General features: G+C 51.8%; 17 protein-coding genes. 4 read left to right on the top strand and 13 right to left on the bottom strand.

What is annotated here, in order from left to right:
* Positions 1-122 precede the first annotated feature (122 nt).
* From NXT09_RS01685 to nfsA, 8 genes are all read right to left on the bottom strand, one after another.
* Positions 123-575, bottom strand: coding sequence for a YbjO family protein (locus tag NXT09_RS01685; protein WP_268578886.1), 453 nt, complete (start codon positions 573-575; stop codon positions 123-125).
* 207 nt (positions 576-782) lie between these two features.
* Positions 783-1,628, bottom strand: a complete 846-nt coding sequence (gene potI / locus NXT09_RS01680; RefSeq protein WP_039357800.1) for a putrescine ABC transporter permease PotI — start codon at positions 1,626-1,628, stop codon at positions 783-785.
* On the bottom strand, positions 1,625-2,590 hold the full coding sequence (gene potH / locus NXT09_RS01675; protein ID WP_010277280.1) for a putrescine ABC transporter permease PotH: 966 nt from the start codon (positions 2,588-2,590) through the stop codon (positions 1,625-1,627). The genes potI and potH overlap by 4 nt, the downstream gene beginning before the upstream one ends.
* 14 nt (positions 2,591-2,604) lie before the next feature.
* Positions 2,605-3,738 (bottom strand): putrescine ABC transporter ATP-binding subunit PotG, encoded by a 1,134-nt coding sequence (gene potG, locus NXT09_RS01670; protein ID WP_240585705.1) that lies wholly within the window; start codon positions 3,736-3,738, stop codon positions 2,605-2,607.
* Positions 3,739-3,944: 206 nt separating this feature from the next.
* Entirely contained in the window at positions 3,945-5,054 is a 1,110-nt protein-coding gene (potF, locus tag NXT09_RS01665) for a spermidine/putrescine ABC transporter substrate-binding protein PotF (RefSeq protein ID WP_095994334.1), read from the bottom strand.
* Between the two features lie 371 nt (positions 5,055-5,425).
* Positions 5,426-5,905: a type III secretion system chaperone family protein gene (locus NXT09_RS01660; protein ID WP_010277290.1), complete on the bottom strand. Its 480-nt coding sequence runs from the start codon at positions 5,903-5,905 to the stop codon at positions 5,426-5,428.
* A 264-nt stretch (positions 5,906-6,169) separates the two neighbouring features.
* Entirely contained in the window at positions 6,170-7,081 is a 912-nt protein-coding gene (gene rimK / locus NXT09_RS01655; protein WP_205550870.1) for a 30S ribosomal protein S6--L-glutamate ligase, read from the bottom strand.
* Positions 7,082-7,097: 16 nt separating this feature from the next.
* Positions 7,098-7,817 (bottom strand): oxygen-insensitive NADPH nitroreductase, encoded by a 720-nt coding sequence (gene nfsA, locus NXT09_RS01650; RefSeq protein ID WP_205550872.1) that lies wholly within the window; start codon positions 7,815-7,817, stop codon positions 7,098-7,100.
* Between the two features lie 287 nt (positions 7,818-8,104).
* Here nfsA and NXT09_RS01645 point away from each other — a divergent pair, with 287 nt between their 5' ends.
* Positions 8,105-8,371, top strand: coding sequence for a GrxA family glutaredoxin (locus NXT09_RS01645; protein ID WP_010277298.1), 267 nt, complete (start codon positions 8,105-8,107; stop codon positions 8,369-8,371).
* A gap of 219 nt (positions 8,372-8,590) precedes the next feature.
* Here the strand turns inward: NXT09_RS01645 and NXT09_RS01640 are convergent, their stop codons facing one another.
* Positions 8,591-8,962: an inner membrane protein YbjM gene (locus NXT09_RS01640; protein ID WP_010306649.1), complete on the bottom strand. Its 372-nt coding sequence runs from the start codon at positions 8,960-8,962 to the stop codon at positions 8,591-8,593.
* Positions 8,963-9,338: 376 nt separating this feature from the next.
* On the opposite strand from NXT09_RS01640, the gene NXT09_RS01635 reads away from it, so the two are divergent.
* From NXT09_RS01635 to deoR, 3 genes are all read left to right on the top strand, one after another.
* A complete protein-coding gene (locus tag NXT09_RS01635; protein WP_039288083.1) occupies positions 9,339-11,027 on the top strand; it encodes an aspartate:alanine antiporter in 1,689 nt (562 codons plus the stop codon).
* Positions 11,028-11,814: 787 nt separating this feature from the next.
* A complete protein-coding gene (deoC, locus tag NXT09_RS01630) occupies positions 11,815-12,483 on the top strand; it encodes a deoxyribose-phosphate aldolase (protein ID WP_095994332.1) in 669 nt (222 codons plus the stop codon).
* Between the two features lie 31 nt (positions 12,484-12,514).
* Positions 12,515-13,288, top strand: a complete 774-nt coding sequence (gene deoR, locus NXT09_RS01625) for a DNA-binding transcriptional repressor DeoR (protein WP_205550876.1) — start codon at positions 12,515-12,517, stop codon at positions 13,286-13,288.
* Between the two features lie 203 nt (positions 13,289-13,491).
* Here deoR and NXT09_RS01620 read toward each other — a convergent pair whose 3' ends face one another.
* The 4 genes from NXT09_RS01620 to NXT09_RS01605 form a co-directional block, all read right to left on the bottom strand.
* Entirely contained in the window at positions 13,492-14,697 is a 1,206-nt protein-coding gene (locus tag NXT09_RS01620; RefSeq protein ID WP_268578625.1) for a serine hydrolase, read from the bottom strand.
* A 285-nt stretch (positions 14,698-14,982) separates the two neighbouring features.
* Positions 14,983-15,642: a methionine ABC transporter permease gene (locus NXT09_RS01615; protein WP_014915042.1), complete on the bottom strand. Its 660-nt coding sequence runs from the start codon at positions 15,640-15,642 to the stop codon at positions 14,983-14,985.
* A complete protein-coding gene (locus tag NXT09_RS01610; RefSeq protein ID WP_268578624.1) occupies positions 15,635-16,651 on the bottom strand; it encodes a methionine ABC transporter ATP-binding protein in 1,017 nt (338 codons plus the stop codon). The genes NXT09_RS01615 and NXT09_RS01610 overlap by 8 nt, the downstream gene beginning before the upstream one ends.
* 81 nt (positions 16,652-16,732) lie before the next feature.
* Positions 16,733-17,578 (bottom strand): MetQ/NlpA family ABC transporter substrate-binding protein, encoded by an 846-nt coding sequence (locus NXT09_RS01605; RefSeq protein WP_268578623.1) that lies wholly within the window; start codon positions 17,576-17,578, stop codon positions 16,733-16,735.
* Positions 17,579-17,709 lie beyond the last annotated feature (131 nt).

Below are 17,709 nucleotides of genomic sequence, written 5' to 3'. Positions count from 1 at the left end.
AATCTAACTATTAAAATAATACGGAATGCGAGGATTATATCACTCTGATGGCGTCACCCTGCGACCTTTTGCCGATTTATGGGCGACGCCTGCAGCCAGAGTAGCTTATAAGAGAGAAATGTCTATTTCTGCCGCAGAAAAAAACGCTTACTGCGTCGTGGCAGAAACAGTAAAACAATCACCAGAAGATCGGGGATCTTTTGCAGCAGGAGCTGATGCAGCACGGCAGCATTGTTCTCGCCTGAGATATGAAATATCGCCGGCATAAATTCACTCAGCGATGCCAGCAGCAGGTAACACACCACGACGGCCTGACAGGCCACATAGCCCCACCGCCCCCAGTTCACGCCGGCCAAAACGGCAAAGCCACAGCGAATTTCAACGCCGACGACAACCAGCGACAGCAGTAGCACCAGTGTTGAATCCCAGGCTTCCGCGTTACTGCCAATCCAGCCGCTCAAATCGCTGAACCCTAGCTCCCAGACAAGCAGCAAAATCCCCAAAATGCGGGTAGCAATAATCGCAATCCCCGCCACCATCACAGGCACCGGGGTATAAACTTTGCGTTGTGTTATTTCCTTCTTCATATACAGAATTTCAACGCTCTCCCTTCATGCGGCATTTACCCGCCCAAAATACAGCATCAATATAAAGTCTGATGCCAATATAAAACTTGATAGTCATGCAAAACTTGATTGTCATACAAAACAGCAACGCCCCCATACTCTGGCGGCGTTGCTGGTCATCTTCGCTAGGCTAATAAATTACGGTGAGAGATCGAATCAGCCGCGTCTCGCTTTTTGCATATCGCGATAGCGCTGCTTTTCTGCTCTCGCCATAAACCACCAGGCGATAAACCCAATAATACCAACGACTAACAATATCAGGGAAGCCAATGCGTTAATTTGTGGATTAACGCCCATTCTGACGCTGGAGAACACCAGCATTGGCAGCGTTGTCGAGCCGGGCCCTGCTACGAAGCTGGCGATAACCAGATCGTCCAGCGACAGCGTAAACGCCAGCAGCCAGCCGGAAAGTAGCGCAGGAGCAATCATCGGCACCGTGATAATGAAGAACACCTTGAGCGGGTTCGCCCCCAGATCCATCGCCGCTTCTTCAATTGAACGGTCCAGCTCACGCAGGCGCGCGCTGATCACCACGGTGACATACGCGGTACAGAACGTGACGTGTGCCAGCCAGATGGTGAACATCCCTCTTTCCGCTGGCCAGCCAATGGCATGCCCTAATGCCACAAAGAGCAATAGCAGCGACAGGCCGGTAATCACATCTGGCATAACCAGCGGCGCTGTCAGCATAAAGGCAAACCCATTGGAGCCACGGAAACGGCCAAAACGCACCATGACCACGGCGGCGATCGTCCCAAGAATCACGGCCATCGTTGCCGAGGCGGCAGCAATCGTCAGGCTCAGGAGCACTGCGCTGATCATCGCCGTATTGTGGAACAGCTCGACGTACCAACGTGCCGACCAGCCAGCCCATACGGTCACCAGCTTGGAGCTGTTGAACGAGTAGATCACCAGCATCAGCATCGGCGCATAGAGGAACGTAAAGCACAGCACCAAAATCACAATACGCCACGGTGAGCGAACAACAGGTAAATTATTCACGCTTCACCCTCCGCCGTTTTACTCTGATGTTTGTGGAACCAGATAATCGGCATAATCAACAGCAGCAGCATGACGACGGCAACGGCAGATGCCACTGGCCAATCGCGGTTATTGAAGAATTCCTGCCACAGAATACGGCCAATCATGATGCTGTCCGGCCCGCCGAGCAGTTCTGGAATCACGTACTCCCCCACCGCGGGGATAAAGACCAGCATCGAGCCCGCGATAATTCCGCCTTTCGTTAAGGGGACGATCACGCTGAAAAAGGTTTTCAGCGGTCGCGCGCCGAGATCCAACGACGCTTCCACTAACGAATAGTCCAGACGCATCAGCGCGGTATAGATCGGCAGCACCATAAACGGCAGATAGGAATATACAACGCCGATATACACCGCCAAATTGGTATGCAGAATAACCAGCGGTTCATCGATCACGCCCAGCCACAGCAGGAAGTTATTCAGGATACCGTTATTTTTCAGAATCCCCATCCAGGCGTAGACGCGAATCAGGAATGACGTCCACGATGGAAGAATCACCAGCAACAACAGGATATTACGCGTCGACGGTTTACTGTGTGCCACAGCCCAGGCTAACGGGTAGCCGATAAGCAGGCAGCACAGCGTCGACACGGCAGCAACCTGAAGCGATTGCATATAGGCATCGAAATACAGCGGATCGTCCAACAGATGCAGGTAATTCCCAAGGTTCAGGGAAATATCCAGCTTGCCGTCCAGCCACGAAACCAGATCGGTATAAGGCGGGATCGCCCTCGCCATCTCTGCAAGACTGATTTTGAACACGATCAGGAACGGCAGCATGAACAGCAGCAGCAGCCACAGATATGGCAGCGCGATGACCAGCTTGCGTCCGTGTTTTTGACGCCAGCGCGCCATCAGCACACGGAGCCAGAGTCTGGCCTTGCCCGGTGGTTCCGCCGTGTTATGTTCGGGAAATAGAGTCATGACATTCTTCCTCGCTACACCGTCAGAACCACACAGCTATCCGCATCCCAACACAGCCGGACCTCATCTCCCCAGGTCGGCGTGCCCTTGCGATAGCGGTAGGCATTTTGTAACTGCGCGCTGATGATTTGCCCGCTGTTGAGCCTGACGTGGTAAATCGACAGGTCGCCCAGATAGGCGATGTGGACCACTTCCCCTACCGCGAAGTTACAGCCATCAGCCGGCACCTCTTCGCACAGCATGATTTTCTCAGGACGCAACGCGATGTAGACCGGAACGCCATCGATCACCGAGACATCCGAATCCACCTTCAGCGGATGGACCAGCCCAGGGCTTTTGATGATCAGCGCATCGTCCTGACGCTCCTGCAAGATCCCTTCAAACATATTGACCGAGCCGATGAACTCCGCGCTGAAACGCGTGTTCGGGTGCTCATAAATCTCTTCCGGCTCGCCAATCTGTACGAACTTACCGCGATTCATAATCGCAATACGGCCCGCCATCGTCATGGCTTCTTCCTGATCGTGCGTCACCATCACACAGGTCACACCCACGCGTTCCAGAATATCGACGACTTCAAGCTGCATGCGGTCGCGCAGTTTCTTGTCCAGCGCCCCCATCGGCTCGTCCAGCAACAGCAATTTGGGACGCTTCGCCAGACTGCGAGCCAGCGCAACACGCTGACGTTGACCGCCGGAAAGCTGATGCGGTTTACGATTGGCGAACTCTTGCATGTGCACCAGCGACAACATCTCTTCCACACGATCTTTGATTTCTGCACGCGGCAGTTTGTCCTGCTTCAGACCAAACGCGATATTCTTTTCCACCGTCATGTGTGGGAACAGCGCATAAGACTGGAACATCATATTGATGGGACGCTGGTAAGGCGGCACCAATGACAAATCCTGACCATCCAGAACAATCTGCCCTTGCGTGGGAAGCTCAAAACCCGCCAGCATACGCAGCAGCGTGGATTTCCCACAGCCGGATGCCCCCAGCAGCGCAAAAATTTCGCCTTTATAAATAGTCAGACTGACATCATCGACGGCGGCCTGACCGTCGAACGACTTCGTCAGGTTACGCACTTCCAGCAGCGGTGTGGCTGCTTTTTGAGGTTTTGATTGAGGGCGGGGGATCGCGTCATTCACTTCGCATTGCTCTCCGGCAAAAGCAGAACAAGCCACACCGCAGATGCCGCCATTCGGCGCTTTTTGCATTCAGCGATGTGACACAATATAGAGCGCGAACAGGCGGATTATCCGCCTGTTCTTTGCCACGTTTTATACCCATCTATTCTCAGGTTGCCGAAACCAGCAACCGTCAAGCGTTTGGGTAACGGTTCAGATCCAAGAGGCTACTTGCCGCTTTTAACCTTAGTCCATGCACGCGTACGCGTACGGTCAATCTGAGGAGATTGCACCTTAAGCGTAAACAGTTTGGCACGCACATCCGCTGGCGGATAAACGCCTGGGTTATTACGAATCTCTGCGTTCACCAGCGGCAAGGAGGCCAGATTACCGCTCGCGTAATACACGTGGTTACTGATTCCCGCCATCACTTCCGGCTTCATCAGGTAATCCAGAAACGCATAAGCTTCATCAAGATTTTTAGCATCTTTTGGAATGGCAAGCACATCAAAGAATGCCAGTGCGCCCTCTTTCGGAATGCTGTATTGGATATTCACCCCGTTCTTCGCTTCTTTCGCACGGTTTCCTGCCTGCAGGATATCGCCCGCCCAGCCTACTGCGACGCAGATATCGCCGTTTGCCAGGTCGTTGATGTACTGTGATGAATGGAAGTAGCGAATGCTCGGACGCAGTTTCAGCAGCAGATCGGTCGCTGACGTGGTGTAATCGCCCGGCTTAGTACTGTTCGGATCTTTACCCTGATAGTTCAGCACGGTTGCGAAGATCTCTTCCGGTGCATCCAGGAAGGAGACACCGCAGCTTTTCAGTTTTTCCAGATTCTCTGGCTTCAGAACCAGATCCCAGCTGTCAACCGGTGCATCAGCACCCAGCGCGGCTTTCACTTTCTCAACGTTATAGCCGATGCCCGTGGTCGCCCACAGGTAAGGCAGGGCATATTTATTGTCTGGATCGTGCTGTGCAATCAACTTCATCAGCTCAGGATCCAGATTTTTGTAATTCGGTAACTTGCTCTTGTCTAATGGCTGAAAAACTCCCGCAGAGAGCTGGCGCTCCAGGAAGCTGGCAGAAGGTACCACCAGATCAAAACCCGTGCTGCCCGCCATGAGCTTGCCTTCCAACACTTCGTTGGAGTCAAACACGTCATAGACGACTTTAATGCCGGTTTCTTTCTGGAAATTGGCTAACGTGTCCGGCGCGATATAGTCGGACCAGTTATAAACATGCAGCGTTTTCTCTTCCGCAGATGCGGTGACGGACGCGGCCATCAGCAAGCCGGTAACAACACCCGATAGCCATTTTTTACGTTGGGTGAACATCCGTTCCTTCCTCCATTCAAGGGGGTGATTCATGGGAGTAGTATGTATCGTTCCGATACAAAATATGTCCTGCCGCGCTATCCAAGCGGTGAATGAGTATGCACCGATTTTTATTCGCCCAGACACAGACATAGCACTGATTCCGCTGTCTGAGTCTTACAGGAATAAAGCATAACCCCACAACATCGTGTGCACCATACTTGAACGTAAAAAATGGGTTTTAACGATTATTTATTCACATTTTATCGATGTGATGAAGGCGTTTAGCGGCAAACAAAGAGAAATATCTGGCAATAATGCGAAATAACCAGAATAAATGGCGGTGAAAGGAAAATAAGTAAAACCAATTGCTGCCGTTGGCAGCAACCGTATCAATGCAGATGAGAGGTATTGACTCTGGCAGCAGAGCCCTCTTCTTCCTCGCCGATAAACAGCAGATTATTAGCGCCGGCCTCAAGGATCACCATTGAGATTTGTTCTTCGGACTGCTGCATGAAATGTCTGAACTGTTCCAGCGTCATGCCAGCGGCCACGCTGAATGACTGGCAGACAATCAGCTTCGGCAGGTTATCGTCCTGAACGTCGATAAATGCCTTGACGGTCAACGAGCTGGCATTGATTTGGCTCAGGTCGCCAACCAGAGGAATCAACGCGCTGGGCTTCACTTCGGCAAGGGCAGAAAACAGGATCACGTTATCTACCAGATCAACTTTCGCATCGAACACGCCATCAAAATTTTGCATATGAGGAAGATGGAGCGCCTGGCAGGAATCACATTCGAAATACAGAATGTTCAGTTGATCCAGCCACCGCCGTAGCATAGCCAAATCCGGGACGATGAGTGAATCCATCATGTTTGCCTCATACCTGCCGCCGTACAGACAGCGTTGTTGAAAAGAAAACACCGTTTACACAGAAGCGATGTTGAAACAAAAACAGCCTTAAAAACGGCCCATAGCTTACGGAATATTGCGCGACGATGCCATGATAAAAGCGCCCCATGTGCCGCTTTCCTCGTTCCGCGACACGTAACGTACCGCATAGCGCCGCTGTCCGGTACGTCACGCCAAAATAAGGAACGCCGTATTTTACGGCGCGGTCCCTGTTTCAGAAAGCTAACTTTTGCTTATTGTTGCCGATATTGCGAAGCGCCTCTGGGTATTTTGCTCAATAAACTCAATCATCATGTCGGCAATATCGAGTCCGGTCGTCGTTTCAATCCCTTCCAGCCCCGGCGAGGCGTTAACTTCCATCACCAACGGCCCCCGTTCGGCACGCAAGATATCGACGCCCGCGATATTCAGCCCCAGCGTTTTTGTCGCCTTGATAGCAATCGCACGCTCCTTCGCCGTAATTTTCACTTTATTCGCCGATCCGCCGCGATGCAGGTTTGAACGGAATTCCCCCGCTTTCGCCTGTCGCTCAATCGCCGCAACAACGCGGTTGCCGATCACAAAACAGCGGATATCTTTACCCTGCGCTTCATGCACGTACTCCTGCACCAGAATGTGCGCATTCAGCCCGCGAAAGGCATCAATCACGCTTTCCGCCGCCTGTCGCGTTTCGGCCAATACCACCCCGATTCCCTGCGTGCCTTCCACTAGTTTTACAACCAGTGGCGCACCGCCCACCATCGCAATCAGATCGCCGGTATCATCCGGCGAGTGGGCAAATCCGGTGATCGGCAGGTCAATCCCCTCACGTGCAAGCAGTTGCAATGAATGCAGCTTGTCGCGAGCGCGAATGATGGCGACAGAATTATTCAGCGGGTAGCTGCCCAGCATTTCAAACTGGCGCAATACCGCCGTACCATAAAACGTGATCTGTGAACCGATACGCGGAATAACCGCATCAAATTTATCCAGCCGACGCCCGCGGTAATGCACCGATGGCGCCGCCGAATTGATATTCATGTAGCAAGAAAGCGGGTCGATAATCTCAATGCTGTGTTGGCGCGCCTCAGCCGCTTCACGCAGACGTTTGCAGGAATATAACGCCCCATCACGAGACAGAATGGCTATCTTCATAAATATCCTACGGATACTAGCGTATCGCCCATCCTTGTTGATGTAAGTAGTCCAGCATGAATGGACGTAACTCCTTTTTCAGCGTCCGTTCCACGTGCTCACTCCAGCTTTCACGACGACTACCGGTACGTTGCAGATAATATTCCACCATCTGCTGGTCGTATTGCGCCAGCACATCACGGTCAAGCGGCTGATAGACATTTTCATGCAGCATCATCGCGGTTGGCATGCGCGGTTTCAGCATGGGTTCCGCGTCTGGGTACCCTAAGCACAGACCAAACAACGGCAGAACTAACGGTGGCAGTTGCAACAACTGCGTCACGTCAGCGATGCGATTGCGGATCCCGCCGATAAATACCCCACCCAACCCCAGCGATTCGGCGGCAACCAGTGCATTCTGCGCCATGAGCGCGGTATCGACGCAGCCAATCAGCAATTGCTCAGCCAGCCCGGTTTCTGCCTGTGGGAAGATCGCCACATGCCGATGGAAATCGGCACAAAAGACCCAAAATTCTGCCGCCTGCGCCACATAGCCTTGCTCGCCAGTATAGTGAACGAGCGTTTCACGCACCGCAGGATCGGTAATACGGATAATTGAGCTGCATTGTAAAAAACTGGAGCTGGACGCACTTTGTGCGGCGGTAATGATGGCGTGGCGTTGCTCATCCGTTATGGCCTGAGACGTAAACGCGCGAATAGAACGGTGGCGCTGTAGCAAATCAATCGTTGGTGTCACACTGGCATCCTTCAGTCGGTAAAGTACATCTCATAGGCAGCTTGAAGTATGACGAAATTATATCGTAGCTCGGGTGGAATCTGCATTACCCCACCGCCTAATAGCTTCAGCAAATCGTTGTAACAGGTAATGACTACTTTTTTTCATCAATGAATACGGGCATAGTAGCGCGATTCGCAGTAACCTCATTAACCGTAACACTTTTAGCCGTGACCTTGTCTGTAATAGGCGTCACGCTATGCGTTTCAAGAATGAGAACATTTTTCTAATTTTACAAAGGAGTTTACATGTTCGCTGTAATTTTCGGGCGCCCCGCTTGCCCTTATTGTGTACGTGCGAAAGAACTGGCAGAGAAATTGGCCGAGCAACGTGATGACTTCAGCTTCCGCTATGTAGACATCCACGCAGAAGGCATTTCGAAAGAAGATTTGTCCAAGACGGTAGGAAAACCGGTTGAAACCGTACCGCAGATTTTCCTGGATGAAAAACACATCGGCGGCTGCACCGACTTTGAAGCCTATGCTAAAGAGCATCTGGCCCTGTTCCAGTCATAATCATCAAACTGATCAGAACAATAGCGCGGCGACAGTCCGCGCTTTTTTATGGGTTCGGAATAGAACACCACTTAGAGCCTATTCCAGTAGGCGTTATTGGCGCAGCTAGTTTGGACACGGACAGCGCGCAGAAACCGGAGCGTACACGTAGTACGTGAGGATTTAGAGCACTGCCCAGGGCCAAAATGGCAAGTGAAATAGTCCTAATGGGATAGGCTCTCAACGAAGATAGCGTCGATACAGACTCCGTAAACACAACACGCCCATCGCCCCCAGCACGCACCAAAAGACCGCACTCATCACGTAGGCCAGCTCTTGCCAGAAAGAGCGCATTGGGGTATTCCAAAGGTGGAGCACCAGCAAACACACGGGCATTGCCGCCAGTGCGCCAAACAGCGGGTAAAGCAGGCGACCGCGCGCGGAAAGAAAACAGGCCACCATACCGGGCAACAGAAAAAGCAACATCCCTGGACTACCGCGTAGCCCATCACTCACCGCAACCTCTGATACCTCAATCTTTTGGCTCAGAAACACGACGGTGAACAATAAAAAACAGCAGGTCGCACCAACCCAGCCTTTATTTCTTGCCATAAATCGCCCCCACTCAATATGCCTCCCAACCTACATCAGCCAGATACCGAAAATATGCGGCATGGTAAAAATGATTGGTGTATCTATTCCCCGATATGAAAAACATGAGGCTTCGCTACGATTTATTCGACACGCTGGCCATCTACAGAAAAAGACGATAACCCAACGCATTTCTTCAACAGCGGCACCACAATCATCAAATTAAACAATAATTACACTGAACAATTTTTATCGGATAAATTATACTGAACGAGGCTGATTCCTTTCAGCTGACGCGTATTGATACCGTCACGGGAATTCATGAATTTCATGGCTAAATCTAGCCGCTATAATGAATAACATCAAGAACTTACTGGTAAACAACAAGTTACATTCCATGAATATAAACGTCGCTGATTTGTTAAATGGGAATTACATTCTACTTTTATTCGTGGTTCTTTCATTAGGACTCTGCCTGGGGAAATTGCGCCTTGGGCCAGTACAACTCGGTAATTCTATTGGAGTTTTAGTTGTTTCTTTATTACTCGGCCAACAGCATTTTTCGATTAATACTGAAGCGCTGAGCCTCGGCTTTATGTTATTTATTTTTTGCGTGGGCGTGGAAGCCGGGCCGAATTTCTTTTCTATTTTCTTCCGCGACGGAAAAAATTATTTCATGCTGGCGCTGGTGATGGTCGGCAGCGCTATGTTACTGGCGTTAGGCTTAGGTAAATTCTTTGGTTGGGGAATTGGCCTGACGGCGGGGATGCTGGCCGGGTCCATGACCTCAACGCCGGTGCTGGTCGGTGCGGGCGACACGCTGCGCAACACGGCCAGCTTGGGTAATCAGCTCGGTATTGAGCAAGATCATCTGAGTTTGGGCTATGCGCTGACGTATCTGGTCGGGTTGGTCAGCCTCATTTTTGGCGCACGCTACCTGCCCAAACTCCAGCATCAAGATTTGCCTACCAGCGCTCAGCAGATTGCACGCGAGCGCGGATTAGACCCAGACAGCCAGAGAAAAGTGTATCTGCCGGTGATTCGCGCCTACCGCGTTGGGCCGGAATTGGTTGACTGGGCGGACGGCAAGAATCTGCGCGAGCTGGGGATTTATCGCCAGACTGGCTGCTACATCGAGCGCATCCGACGCAACGGGATTTTGGCTAGCCCTGATGGTGACGCCGTCTTGCAAATCGGCGATGAGATCGCGCTGGTCGGCTATCCCGACGCCCATTCTCGCCTGAACTCCAATTTCCGCGATGGCAAAGAGGTTTTCGACCGCGATTTGCTGGATATGCGCATCGTAACGGAAGAGATCGTCGTCAAGAACCACAATGCCGTCGGCAAACGCCTAAGCCAATTGAAACTGACCGATCACGGCTGCTTCCTCAACCGTATTGTCCGTAGCCAAATTGAAATGCCGATTGACGATAACGTCGTGCTGAATAAAGGCGATGTCTTGCAGGTCAGCGGTGACGCCCGCCGGGTCAAAAGCATTGCTGACAGAATCGGGTTCATTTCTATTCATAGCCAGGTCACCGACCTGCTGGCCTTCTGCGCCTTTTTCGTTATCGGCGTGATGGTCGGGCTGATCACCATCCAATTCAGCAACTTCACCTTTGGCATCGGTAACGCGGCTGGGTTGCTGTTCGCCGGTATCATGCTCGGGTTCCTGCGCGCCAACCACCCGACCTTCGGCTATATTCCGCAAGGCGCACTTAACATGGTCAAAGAATTCGGCCTGATGGTTTTTATGGCCGGCGTTGGCCTGAGCGCAGGTAGCACCATCAACAGTAGCCTGGGAGAAGTCGGTATTCAGATGCTGGCTTCAGGGCTAATTGTTAGCCTGCTGCCGGTGGTGATTTGTTTTCTGTTTGGTGCGTATGTGCTGAAAATGAACCGTGCGCTGCTGTTTGGCGCCATGATGGGAGCACGAACCTGCGCCCCTGCGATGGAAATTATCAGCGATACGGCGCGCAGTAACATCCCTGCGCTCGGCTATGCAGGCACCTATGCCATCGCTAACGTGCTACTCACCTTAGCAGGTTCACTTATCGTGGTTATCTGGCCTGAACTGCCCGGCTGAGAAAGTGTAAAAAACCGTCAATATTATTTTCTAAACGCCAGAACTTTTTCTTTGCCCTACAGTCTGAATAAGTGCCACTGCTTTTCTTTGATTCCCCTTATTGAGGAGCCCATCGTTCCCGCCTTTCAGGTTCAAGAACGATGGGCGTTTTCTTTTCTGCTTATACTCGTCATACTTCAAATTGCATGTGCGTTGGCTACGTTCAGTCACCCGAATCACTTACCTGTGTAAGCTCATCGGGATTCCTTCGCTTGCCGCCTTCCTGAAATTTGAATTATTTAGAGTATACCTCTTCCCTATTGCCCGATATCCACACATCCACTATCACATTCGCTTCATTTTTTGTTATTAAAATAACAAAAATTAATTTTATTGTTATTTTTGTGACATAAAAATCATTGAGTGTCATAATCACGCTATCTGATTTCTTATCTCTACCCTAAATAATTTGAGTTGCGTGACAAAACGTGAGCGTTTTGAACAACGCTCTGCGTTGGTCCTTTAGGACAAGGCCGCATGGCCTTGTAACGCGGCAACCGCGCGACAAATCGGTCTTACCGATTTGAACAGCGCTAGCGCTGGCCCGAAGGGTGAGCTTCATTTATGAGGCTCATTAATCCCCAGGAGCTTACACAAGTAAGTGACTGGGGTAAGTAAGGACAAATCAGCTTAGCTGATTTGAACGCCGCTTGCGGCGGCCCTTCAGGGCGAGGCTCAGAGATGAGCCGAGTATTGCCAACGCACAAGCAGCTTGAAGTATGACGGGTATACACCCCAAGGATTTACCATGACTGATTACGCACGCTATATCGACCACACACTGCTGGCAGCCAATGCCACCGAACAGCAAATCGCCACCCTGTGTGATGAAGCGATCGCTCACCGTTTTTATGCCGTCTGTGTTAACTCAGGTTACGTTCCCTTAGTGGCCGAAAAGCTGAAAGGTACTGAAGTACAGGTATGTTCTGTTATCGGTTTCCCTCTTGGTGCAGGCCTGACATCCAGCAAAGCTTTTGAAGCGAAAGCGGCGATTGATGCCGGTGCGCAAGAAATCGATATGGTGATTAACGTCGGCTGGCTGAAAAGCGGGAATGTTGCCGCCGTCAAAGCGGATATTCAGGCCGTGCGTGAGGTTTGCGCCGCTATACCGTTGAAGGTAATATTGGAAACCTGTCTGCTTGATGACGAACAGATTGTCCTGGTGTGTGAAATGTGTCGTCAGTTGGATGTCGCGTTCGTCAAAACGTCTACCGGTTTCAGCACCGGCGGCGCACGTGAAGAACACGTTCGACTGATGCGTAGCACCGTCGGCAGCGAGATGGGTGTCAAAGCATCCGGCGCGGTTCGCGATCGCCAAACGGCACAGCGTATGATTGAAGCAGGCGCCACACGTATCGGCACCAGTTCAGGCGTCGCTATCGTTTCAGGTGAAACGGCCGCAGCAGGAAACTACTAACAACAAAAATAGCTTACTAGCAGGGAATTTTATGGAAACGCGGCGCGACGAACGAATCGGCAGACTGGCTCAGGCATTAAAGAAAACCGATAAACTCCATCTTAAAGACGCCGCACAGCTACTCGGCGTGTCCGAGATGACCGTGCGCCGCGATCTGAATGCAGATTCCACCAGCGTCATGCTGCTCGGCGGCTACGTTGTTAGCGACCTGAAGAATAACGGTGTCACGAACTATTTTGTCTCCGACCAGCAGACCAAGCACGTAAGAGAGAAGCAGGCTATCGGTACTGCGGCTGCCTATCTGGTGGAAGCAAACGATACCGTTTTTTTCGACTGTGGCACCACGATCCCCTTCATCATTGATGCCATTCCTGATGAGTTGCCCTTTACCGCGATTTGCTATTCCCTGAACACCTTTTTAGCACTACAGGAAAAAAAGGCGTGCAGAGTAATTTTATGCGGCGGGGAATACCATCCAGATAACGCGATTTTTACCCCACTCAACCAGCGAAGCGAGCTGGACAACGTCTGTCCGAACAAAGCCTTTATCTCTGCGGCGGGTATCGAACTGACTGCGGGTGCCACCTGCTTTAACTTTGCCGAACTGGGCATGAAGCAACGCGCGATGGCAACCGCACAGCGAATCATTATTGTGGCGGACAGCAGCAAGTTCGGTCAGATTAAACGCGCCTGCATCGGCCCGATGACGCTGTTTGATACCGTCATTTCCGACAGCGCCCCGAGCGACGCCTACTTACGCTATTTTTCCAACAACGGCATTCAGTTAATCCACCCCGGAAATTAGAGTCTGTCCGAGTAGGCGTTATTAGTGCAGCCAGTTTGGACACGGACAGCGCGCAAAAACCGGAGCGTACACGCAGTACGTGAGGATTATTCGCTACGCTCACCCTACGGGCCGCCCCAAGGGGCGTTCAAACGCAATTGCGTTTGTTTGAGTACTGCCCAGGTTCAAAATGGCAAATAAAATAGCCCTAATGGGATAGACTCTTAACCGAATATCCCACCGAACCACTGTTGCACCTTCATCACCACCGTATCCCAGAGGCGGCTAAAGAAGCCAGCCTCGGGGATATCATCCATCGCGACCAGTTCGCGCTGTCCGATACTTTTACCGTCCAGTTGGAAGTCGATAGTGCCGACAACCTGATTCTTAATCAGTGGTGCGGAAAGTTGCGGCTGATTGAGCGTAAAGCTGGCCTTCAGGTTCTTCATTTGCCCTTTCGGGATGGTCAGCGCAGCATCCTGTGCGACGCCGAGCCGTGCCTCTTTCTCAGTACCAAACCAGACTCGCTGCGTAGTAAAAGGCGCATCCGTCTTGATAGGCGTTACCGTTTCGAAAAAGCGGAAGCCCCAGGTGAGCAGTTTTTCACTTTCACGGAAGCGAATGGCATCCGTTTGCGCCCCCAGCACCACGGAAATCAGGCGCATATTGCCTTCGGTGGCCGAGGCCACCAGATTGTGCCCCGCTCCGTTGGTATGGCCGGTTTTCACACCGTCTACATTCAGGTTAGTGCTCCAGAGCAGACGGTTACGGTTAGGCTGGCGAATGTTATTGAAGGTGAACTCTTTTTCCTTATGCAACGCGTATTCTTCCGGCACATCGCGAATTAGCGCCTGCCCTAACAGCGCCATATCACGTGCGGTGCTGTACTGCCCCGGCGCATCGAGACCGTGCACGGTCAGAAAATTCGTATTCGTCAGGTTAAGAGCCTTCGCATAATTGTTCATCAGGCTAACGAACGCATCCTGACTACCCGCGACGTAATCCGCCAGCGCGATACTGGCATCATTGCCTGACTGAATGACAATGCCTTTATTTAACTCAGAAACGGGGATACGGTCGCCCGGCTTAAGGAACATCAGCGACGAACCACGCAGCGCCGGGTTGCCCGTTGCCCAGGCATCTTTTCCGACGGTCACTTCATCCGTCGGACGAATTTTACCGGATTTGATCGCCTGCCCAATCACATAGCTCGCCATAATTTTTGTCAGGCTGGCAGGGTCAAGACGCTCATCAGCATTGCTTTCCGCCAGCACTTTACCGCTGTGGTGATCGATCAGGATATAGGCTTTAGCATCAATCTGCGGCACCGCTGGCAACTGTTCGGCATAGGTGAATGGCACTAAACCAACAAGCAATACCGTACCTACAGAGAAAGATGTGAGTCTGGTCAGGAAAGGAGTTGTTTTCATGAGTTCGCCGCGATATCCATCAGTCGTTAAAAATTCTTAATTTTCAATATGTTTTGAAAACTTTAGTAACATACAAAGGTAACGCGTCATCTGTGGGATGAAAACCGTTCATTCTGTAAAGATAGTCAAAGAAATGAAAGTTTCTAAAAAAACGCAGATAAAAAAAGGACTTAGGGGAAATTAAGGAATGTCTGAAAATTCAGACAGCAGGACTACCAGAAAAATAGCGGATAGCACGAGGGACATAGCAGCGTAGCTTCCCTCGTGCCAGTGATGGACATTTCCTTAGCGGCGTTCGCGCTTATCTGCACGTTTTGACAGCCAGTCGCCCAGCGTCTGTACCACCTGAACCAGAATAACCAGCGCAATAACGGTAATCACCATCACCTCGGTTTCATAGCGGTAATAGCCGAAGCGGATCGCCAAATCCCCCACCCCGCCGCCGCCGACAATGCCCGCCATCGCCGAATAACCAATAAGGCTCACCAGCGTGATCGTCAGGCCACGCAATAATCCCGCTTTCGCCTCTGGCAGCAGCACCGTGCCGATAATACGCATCGGGCTGGCTCCAAATGCTTCGGCCGCTTCCACGATACCGGGGTCGATTTCACGCAGTGCGCTATCCACCAAACGCGCATAAAACGCGATAGCAGCGACCGACATCGGCACCGCCGCCGCTACAGGTCCAATCGTGTTGCCTAAGAGACACTGCGTCAGCGGTAACAGCAAGACCAGCAGAATCACGAAGGGAATAGAACGGATAATATTCACCAGCACCGTACCAAACAGATAAACGGCGCGGTTTTGCCAGAACAGGTTCCTGTCGGTGACATAAATCAGCAGCCCCAGCGGTAAACCGCCAATCACGGCGAGCAGCGTGGAGATTCCCACCATCTGGAACGTTTCGCCAAACGCCGCGACCAGATCGATCCATAAATCAGCCATGCAGCACCTCCACGTTCGCCGTTCTTACCTGAATATGTTCCACTGCTTCGGTCACTTTTCCGGGATCGGATGGATGAGTCAGTAGCGCGACGAGGATGCCTAGCGCACGATTGCCGATGTATTCAATCTTGCCGTGCAGAATGTTAACAGACACGCCAAAGCGCGTTGCAACGTCCGACAGCACGGGTTGCTCCGCCGATTCGCCAACGAACAGAATTTTCAGTAGTGTGCCCTGCAAATCCACCAGCAAGCGAGGCGGCAATGCAAGATCGAGCGTGTGGGATACCAGTTGACGCGTAAATGCGTGCTGCGGCGTCGCGAAAATATCAAAAACATCGCCCTCTTCTACAACCCGCCCACCCGTCATTACCGCCACCCGATCGCAGACGGCCTTAATCACACTCATCTCATGAGAAATCAGCACGATGGTAATGCCCAGCGTCTCGTTAATCTCTTTCAGCAGCGCCAGAATAGCGGCTGAGGTTTCCAGATCGAGCGCCGAGGTCGGTTCATCGCACAGCAACACTTCGGGATCGTTGGCAATCGCTCTGGCGATACCCACACGCTGTTTCTGACCGCCGCTGAGCTGCGCCGGATAAGACGATGCTTTATCCGTCAGCCCTACCACGTTCAGGATTTCCGGCACGCGTGCCGCGATATCCGCACTGGATTTCCCAGCGGCTTTCAGGCTGAACGCCACGTTTTCCGCCACGGTACGCGTCTGCATCAGGTTGAAATGCTGAAAGATCATACCGATTTTCTGCCGCTGTTCCCGCAACGGCTGCCCCGCTAATTCGCTGATGAGCACGCCATTGACGAGCACGCGGCCAGCCGTCGGTCGCTGCAAGAGATTAATGGTCCGCAGCAGCGTGCTTTTCCCCGCGCCGCTGGTGCCGACAATCCCGTAGACCTCACCACGTTGGATGTGCAACGACACGTTGTCCACCGCAAGATTTTCTGGTTGCTTCCCTTGTGAGAAGTCAACGCTTACCCCTTCTAGCTGAATCATTATCCGCAAACTCCTGGCCTGAGCGGAAAAGAAGAAAGCCGGTCATAGACCGGCCAAAGGATATTCTGTCTAGCCTAAAACTTACTGTGCGGGCGCTGGCGTTTTCGCCTGCATCCACTCTGGTTTCTGGAACTGGCTATACATCAACGCAGGATCGTTGATCACCGCAGCATACGCCGGTGATTCCACAATCGCTTTGGTATCTTTAACAAAGGGCTTATCGAGATCGTCGGTACGCACGGCAATAATATTTTTCAGGTTCTCATCCAGCGTTTCCAGCTTGATAGCCGATGACAGTTTCATACCGGACGCCAGCGCAAAATTACCGTTCACCAGCGATGCCGTCACGCTATCCAGCGTGCGGGGTAACTGCGCCGCTTCCATCGGTTTGAAGACCAAGCCGCGCGGGTTTTCAAGAATATCTTTCTCAGATGCTTTGGTCGGATCGATATCGGCCTTGATCGTAACCAACCCTATCGATTGCAGGAAACGCAGACCGCGCGCCAGATTAGTGGCGTCGTTAGAGAGCGTGACTACATCGCCTTTTTTCAGCTCATCCAGCGATTTGATTTTCTTCGAGTAGAAGCCCATGCTGGCTGTCGGTACGGTAATCAGCGGGGAAATTTTTAACCCTTTATCAGCGGCGAATTTTTCCAGATACAGCGTATGCTGGAAGAGATTGGCATCAATACTGCCGTTGGCCAGCGCCAGATTGGGCTGAACGTAATCACTGAATTCACGCACGACGACCTTGTAGCCTTTTTTCACCAGCTCAGATTTGATGGCCAGATTCACCATGTCGCCATACGGCCCGGGTGCTACGCCAAACGTGATCGTCTGTGGATCGCTGCTGGCCAGCGCCAGTTGCATACCGGCGGCAAGCAGTGTGATGCCCAGCGCGGCGCGAACAGAATGCGTCAATTTCATTGTGTAACTTTCCTGTCTGAATGTAACTTGCTGTCATTATTAAGAATGACGAGTTAAATCATAAAGACTAAAAAGGCATATCATTATTTCTCATCGACTGTCGCGGATAACCGGGACAGGCTTCACGAAGA

The sequence above is a fragment of the Pectobacterium jejuense genome (assembly GCF_026800125.1).
GTDB lineage: Bacteria > Pseudomonadota > Gammaproteobacteria > Enterobacterales > Enterobacteriaceae > Pectobacterium > Pectobacterium jejuense.
Note: the sequence above shows the minus strand (reverse complement) of the source record. Positions and strands in the feature narration are given on the sequence as shown.

What these genes read in the sequence shown, in the direction of transcription:
- potH (WP_010277280.1), bottom strand. Translation starts at nt 2,590, where the DNA reads ATGACTCTATTTCCCGAACATAACACGGCGGAACCACCGGGCAAGGCC.
- potF (WP_095994334.1), bottom strand. Translation starts at nt 5,054, where the DNA reads ATGTTCACCCAACGTAAAAAATGGCTATCGGGTGTTGTTACCGGCTTG.
- NXT09_RS01660 (WP_010277290.1), bottom strand. Translation starts at nt 5,905, where the DNA reads ATGGATTCACTCATCGTCCCGGATTTGGCTATGCTACGGCGGTGGCTG.
- rimK (WP_205550870.1), bottom strand. Translation starts at nt 7,081, where the DNA reads ATGAAGATAGCCATTCTGTCTCGTGATGGGGCGTTATATTCCTGCAAA.
- NXT09_RS01645 (WP_010277298.1), top strand. Translation starts at nt 8,105, where the DNA reads ATGTTCGCTGTAATTTTCGGGCGCCCCGCTTGCCCTTATTGTGTACGT.
- NXT09_RS01640 (WP_010306649.1), bottom strand. Translation starts at nt 8,962, where the DNA reads ATGGCAAGAAATAAAGGCTGGGTTGGTGCGACCTGCTGTTTTTTATTG.
- NXT09_RS01635 (WP_039288083.1), top strand. Translation starts at nt 9,339, where the DNA reads ATGAATATAAACGTCGCTGATTTGTTAAATGGGAATTACATTCTACTT.
- deoC (WP_095994332.1), top strand. Translation starts at nt 11,815, where the DNA reads ATGACTGATTACGCACGCTATATCGACCACACACTGCTGGCAGCCAAT.
- deoR (WP_205550876.1), top strand. Translation starts at nt 12,515, where the DNA reads ATGGAAACGCGGCGCGACGAACGAATCGGCAGACTGGCTCAGGCATTA.
- NXT09_RS01620 (WP_268578625.1), bottom strand. Translation starts at nt 14,697, where the DNA reads ATGAAAACAACTCCTTTCCTGACCAGACTCACATCTTTCTCTGTAGGT.
- NXT09_RS01615 (WP_014915042.1), bottom strand. Translation starts at nt 15,642, where the DNA reads ATGGCTGATTTATGGATCGATCTGGTCGCGGCGTTTGGCGAAACGTTC.
- NXT09_RS01610 (WP_268578624.1), bottom strand. Translation starts at nt 16,651, where the DNA reads ATGATTCAGCTAGAAGGGGTAAGCGTTGACTTCTCACAAGGGAAGCAA.
- NXT09_RS01605 (WP_268578623.1), bottom strand. Translation starts at nt 17,578, where the DNA reads ATGAAATTGACGCATTCTGTTCGCGCCGCGCTGGGCATCACACTGCTT.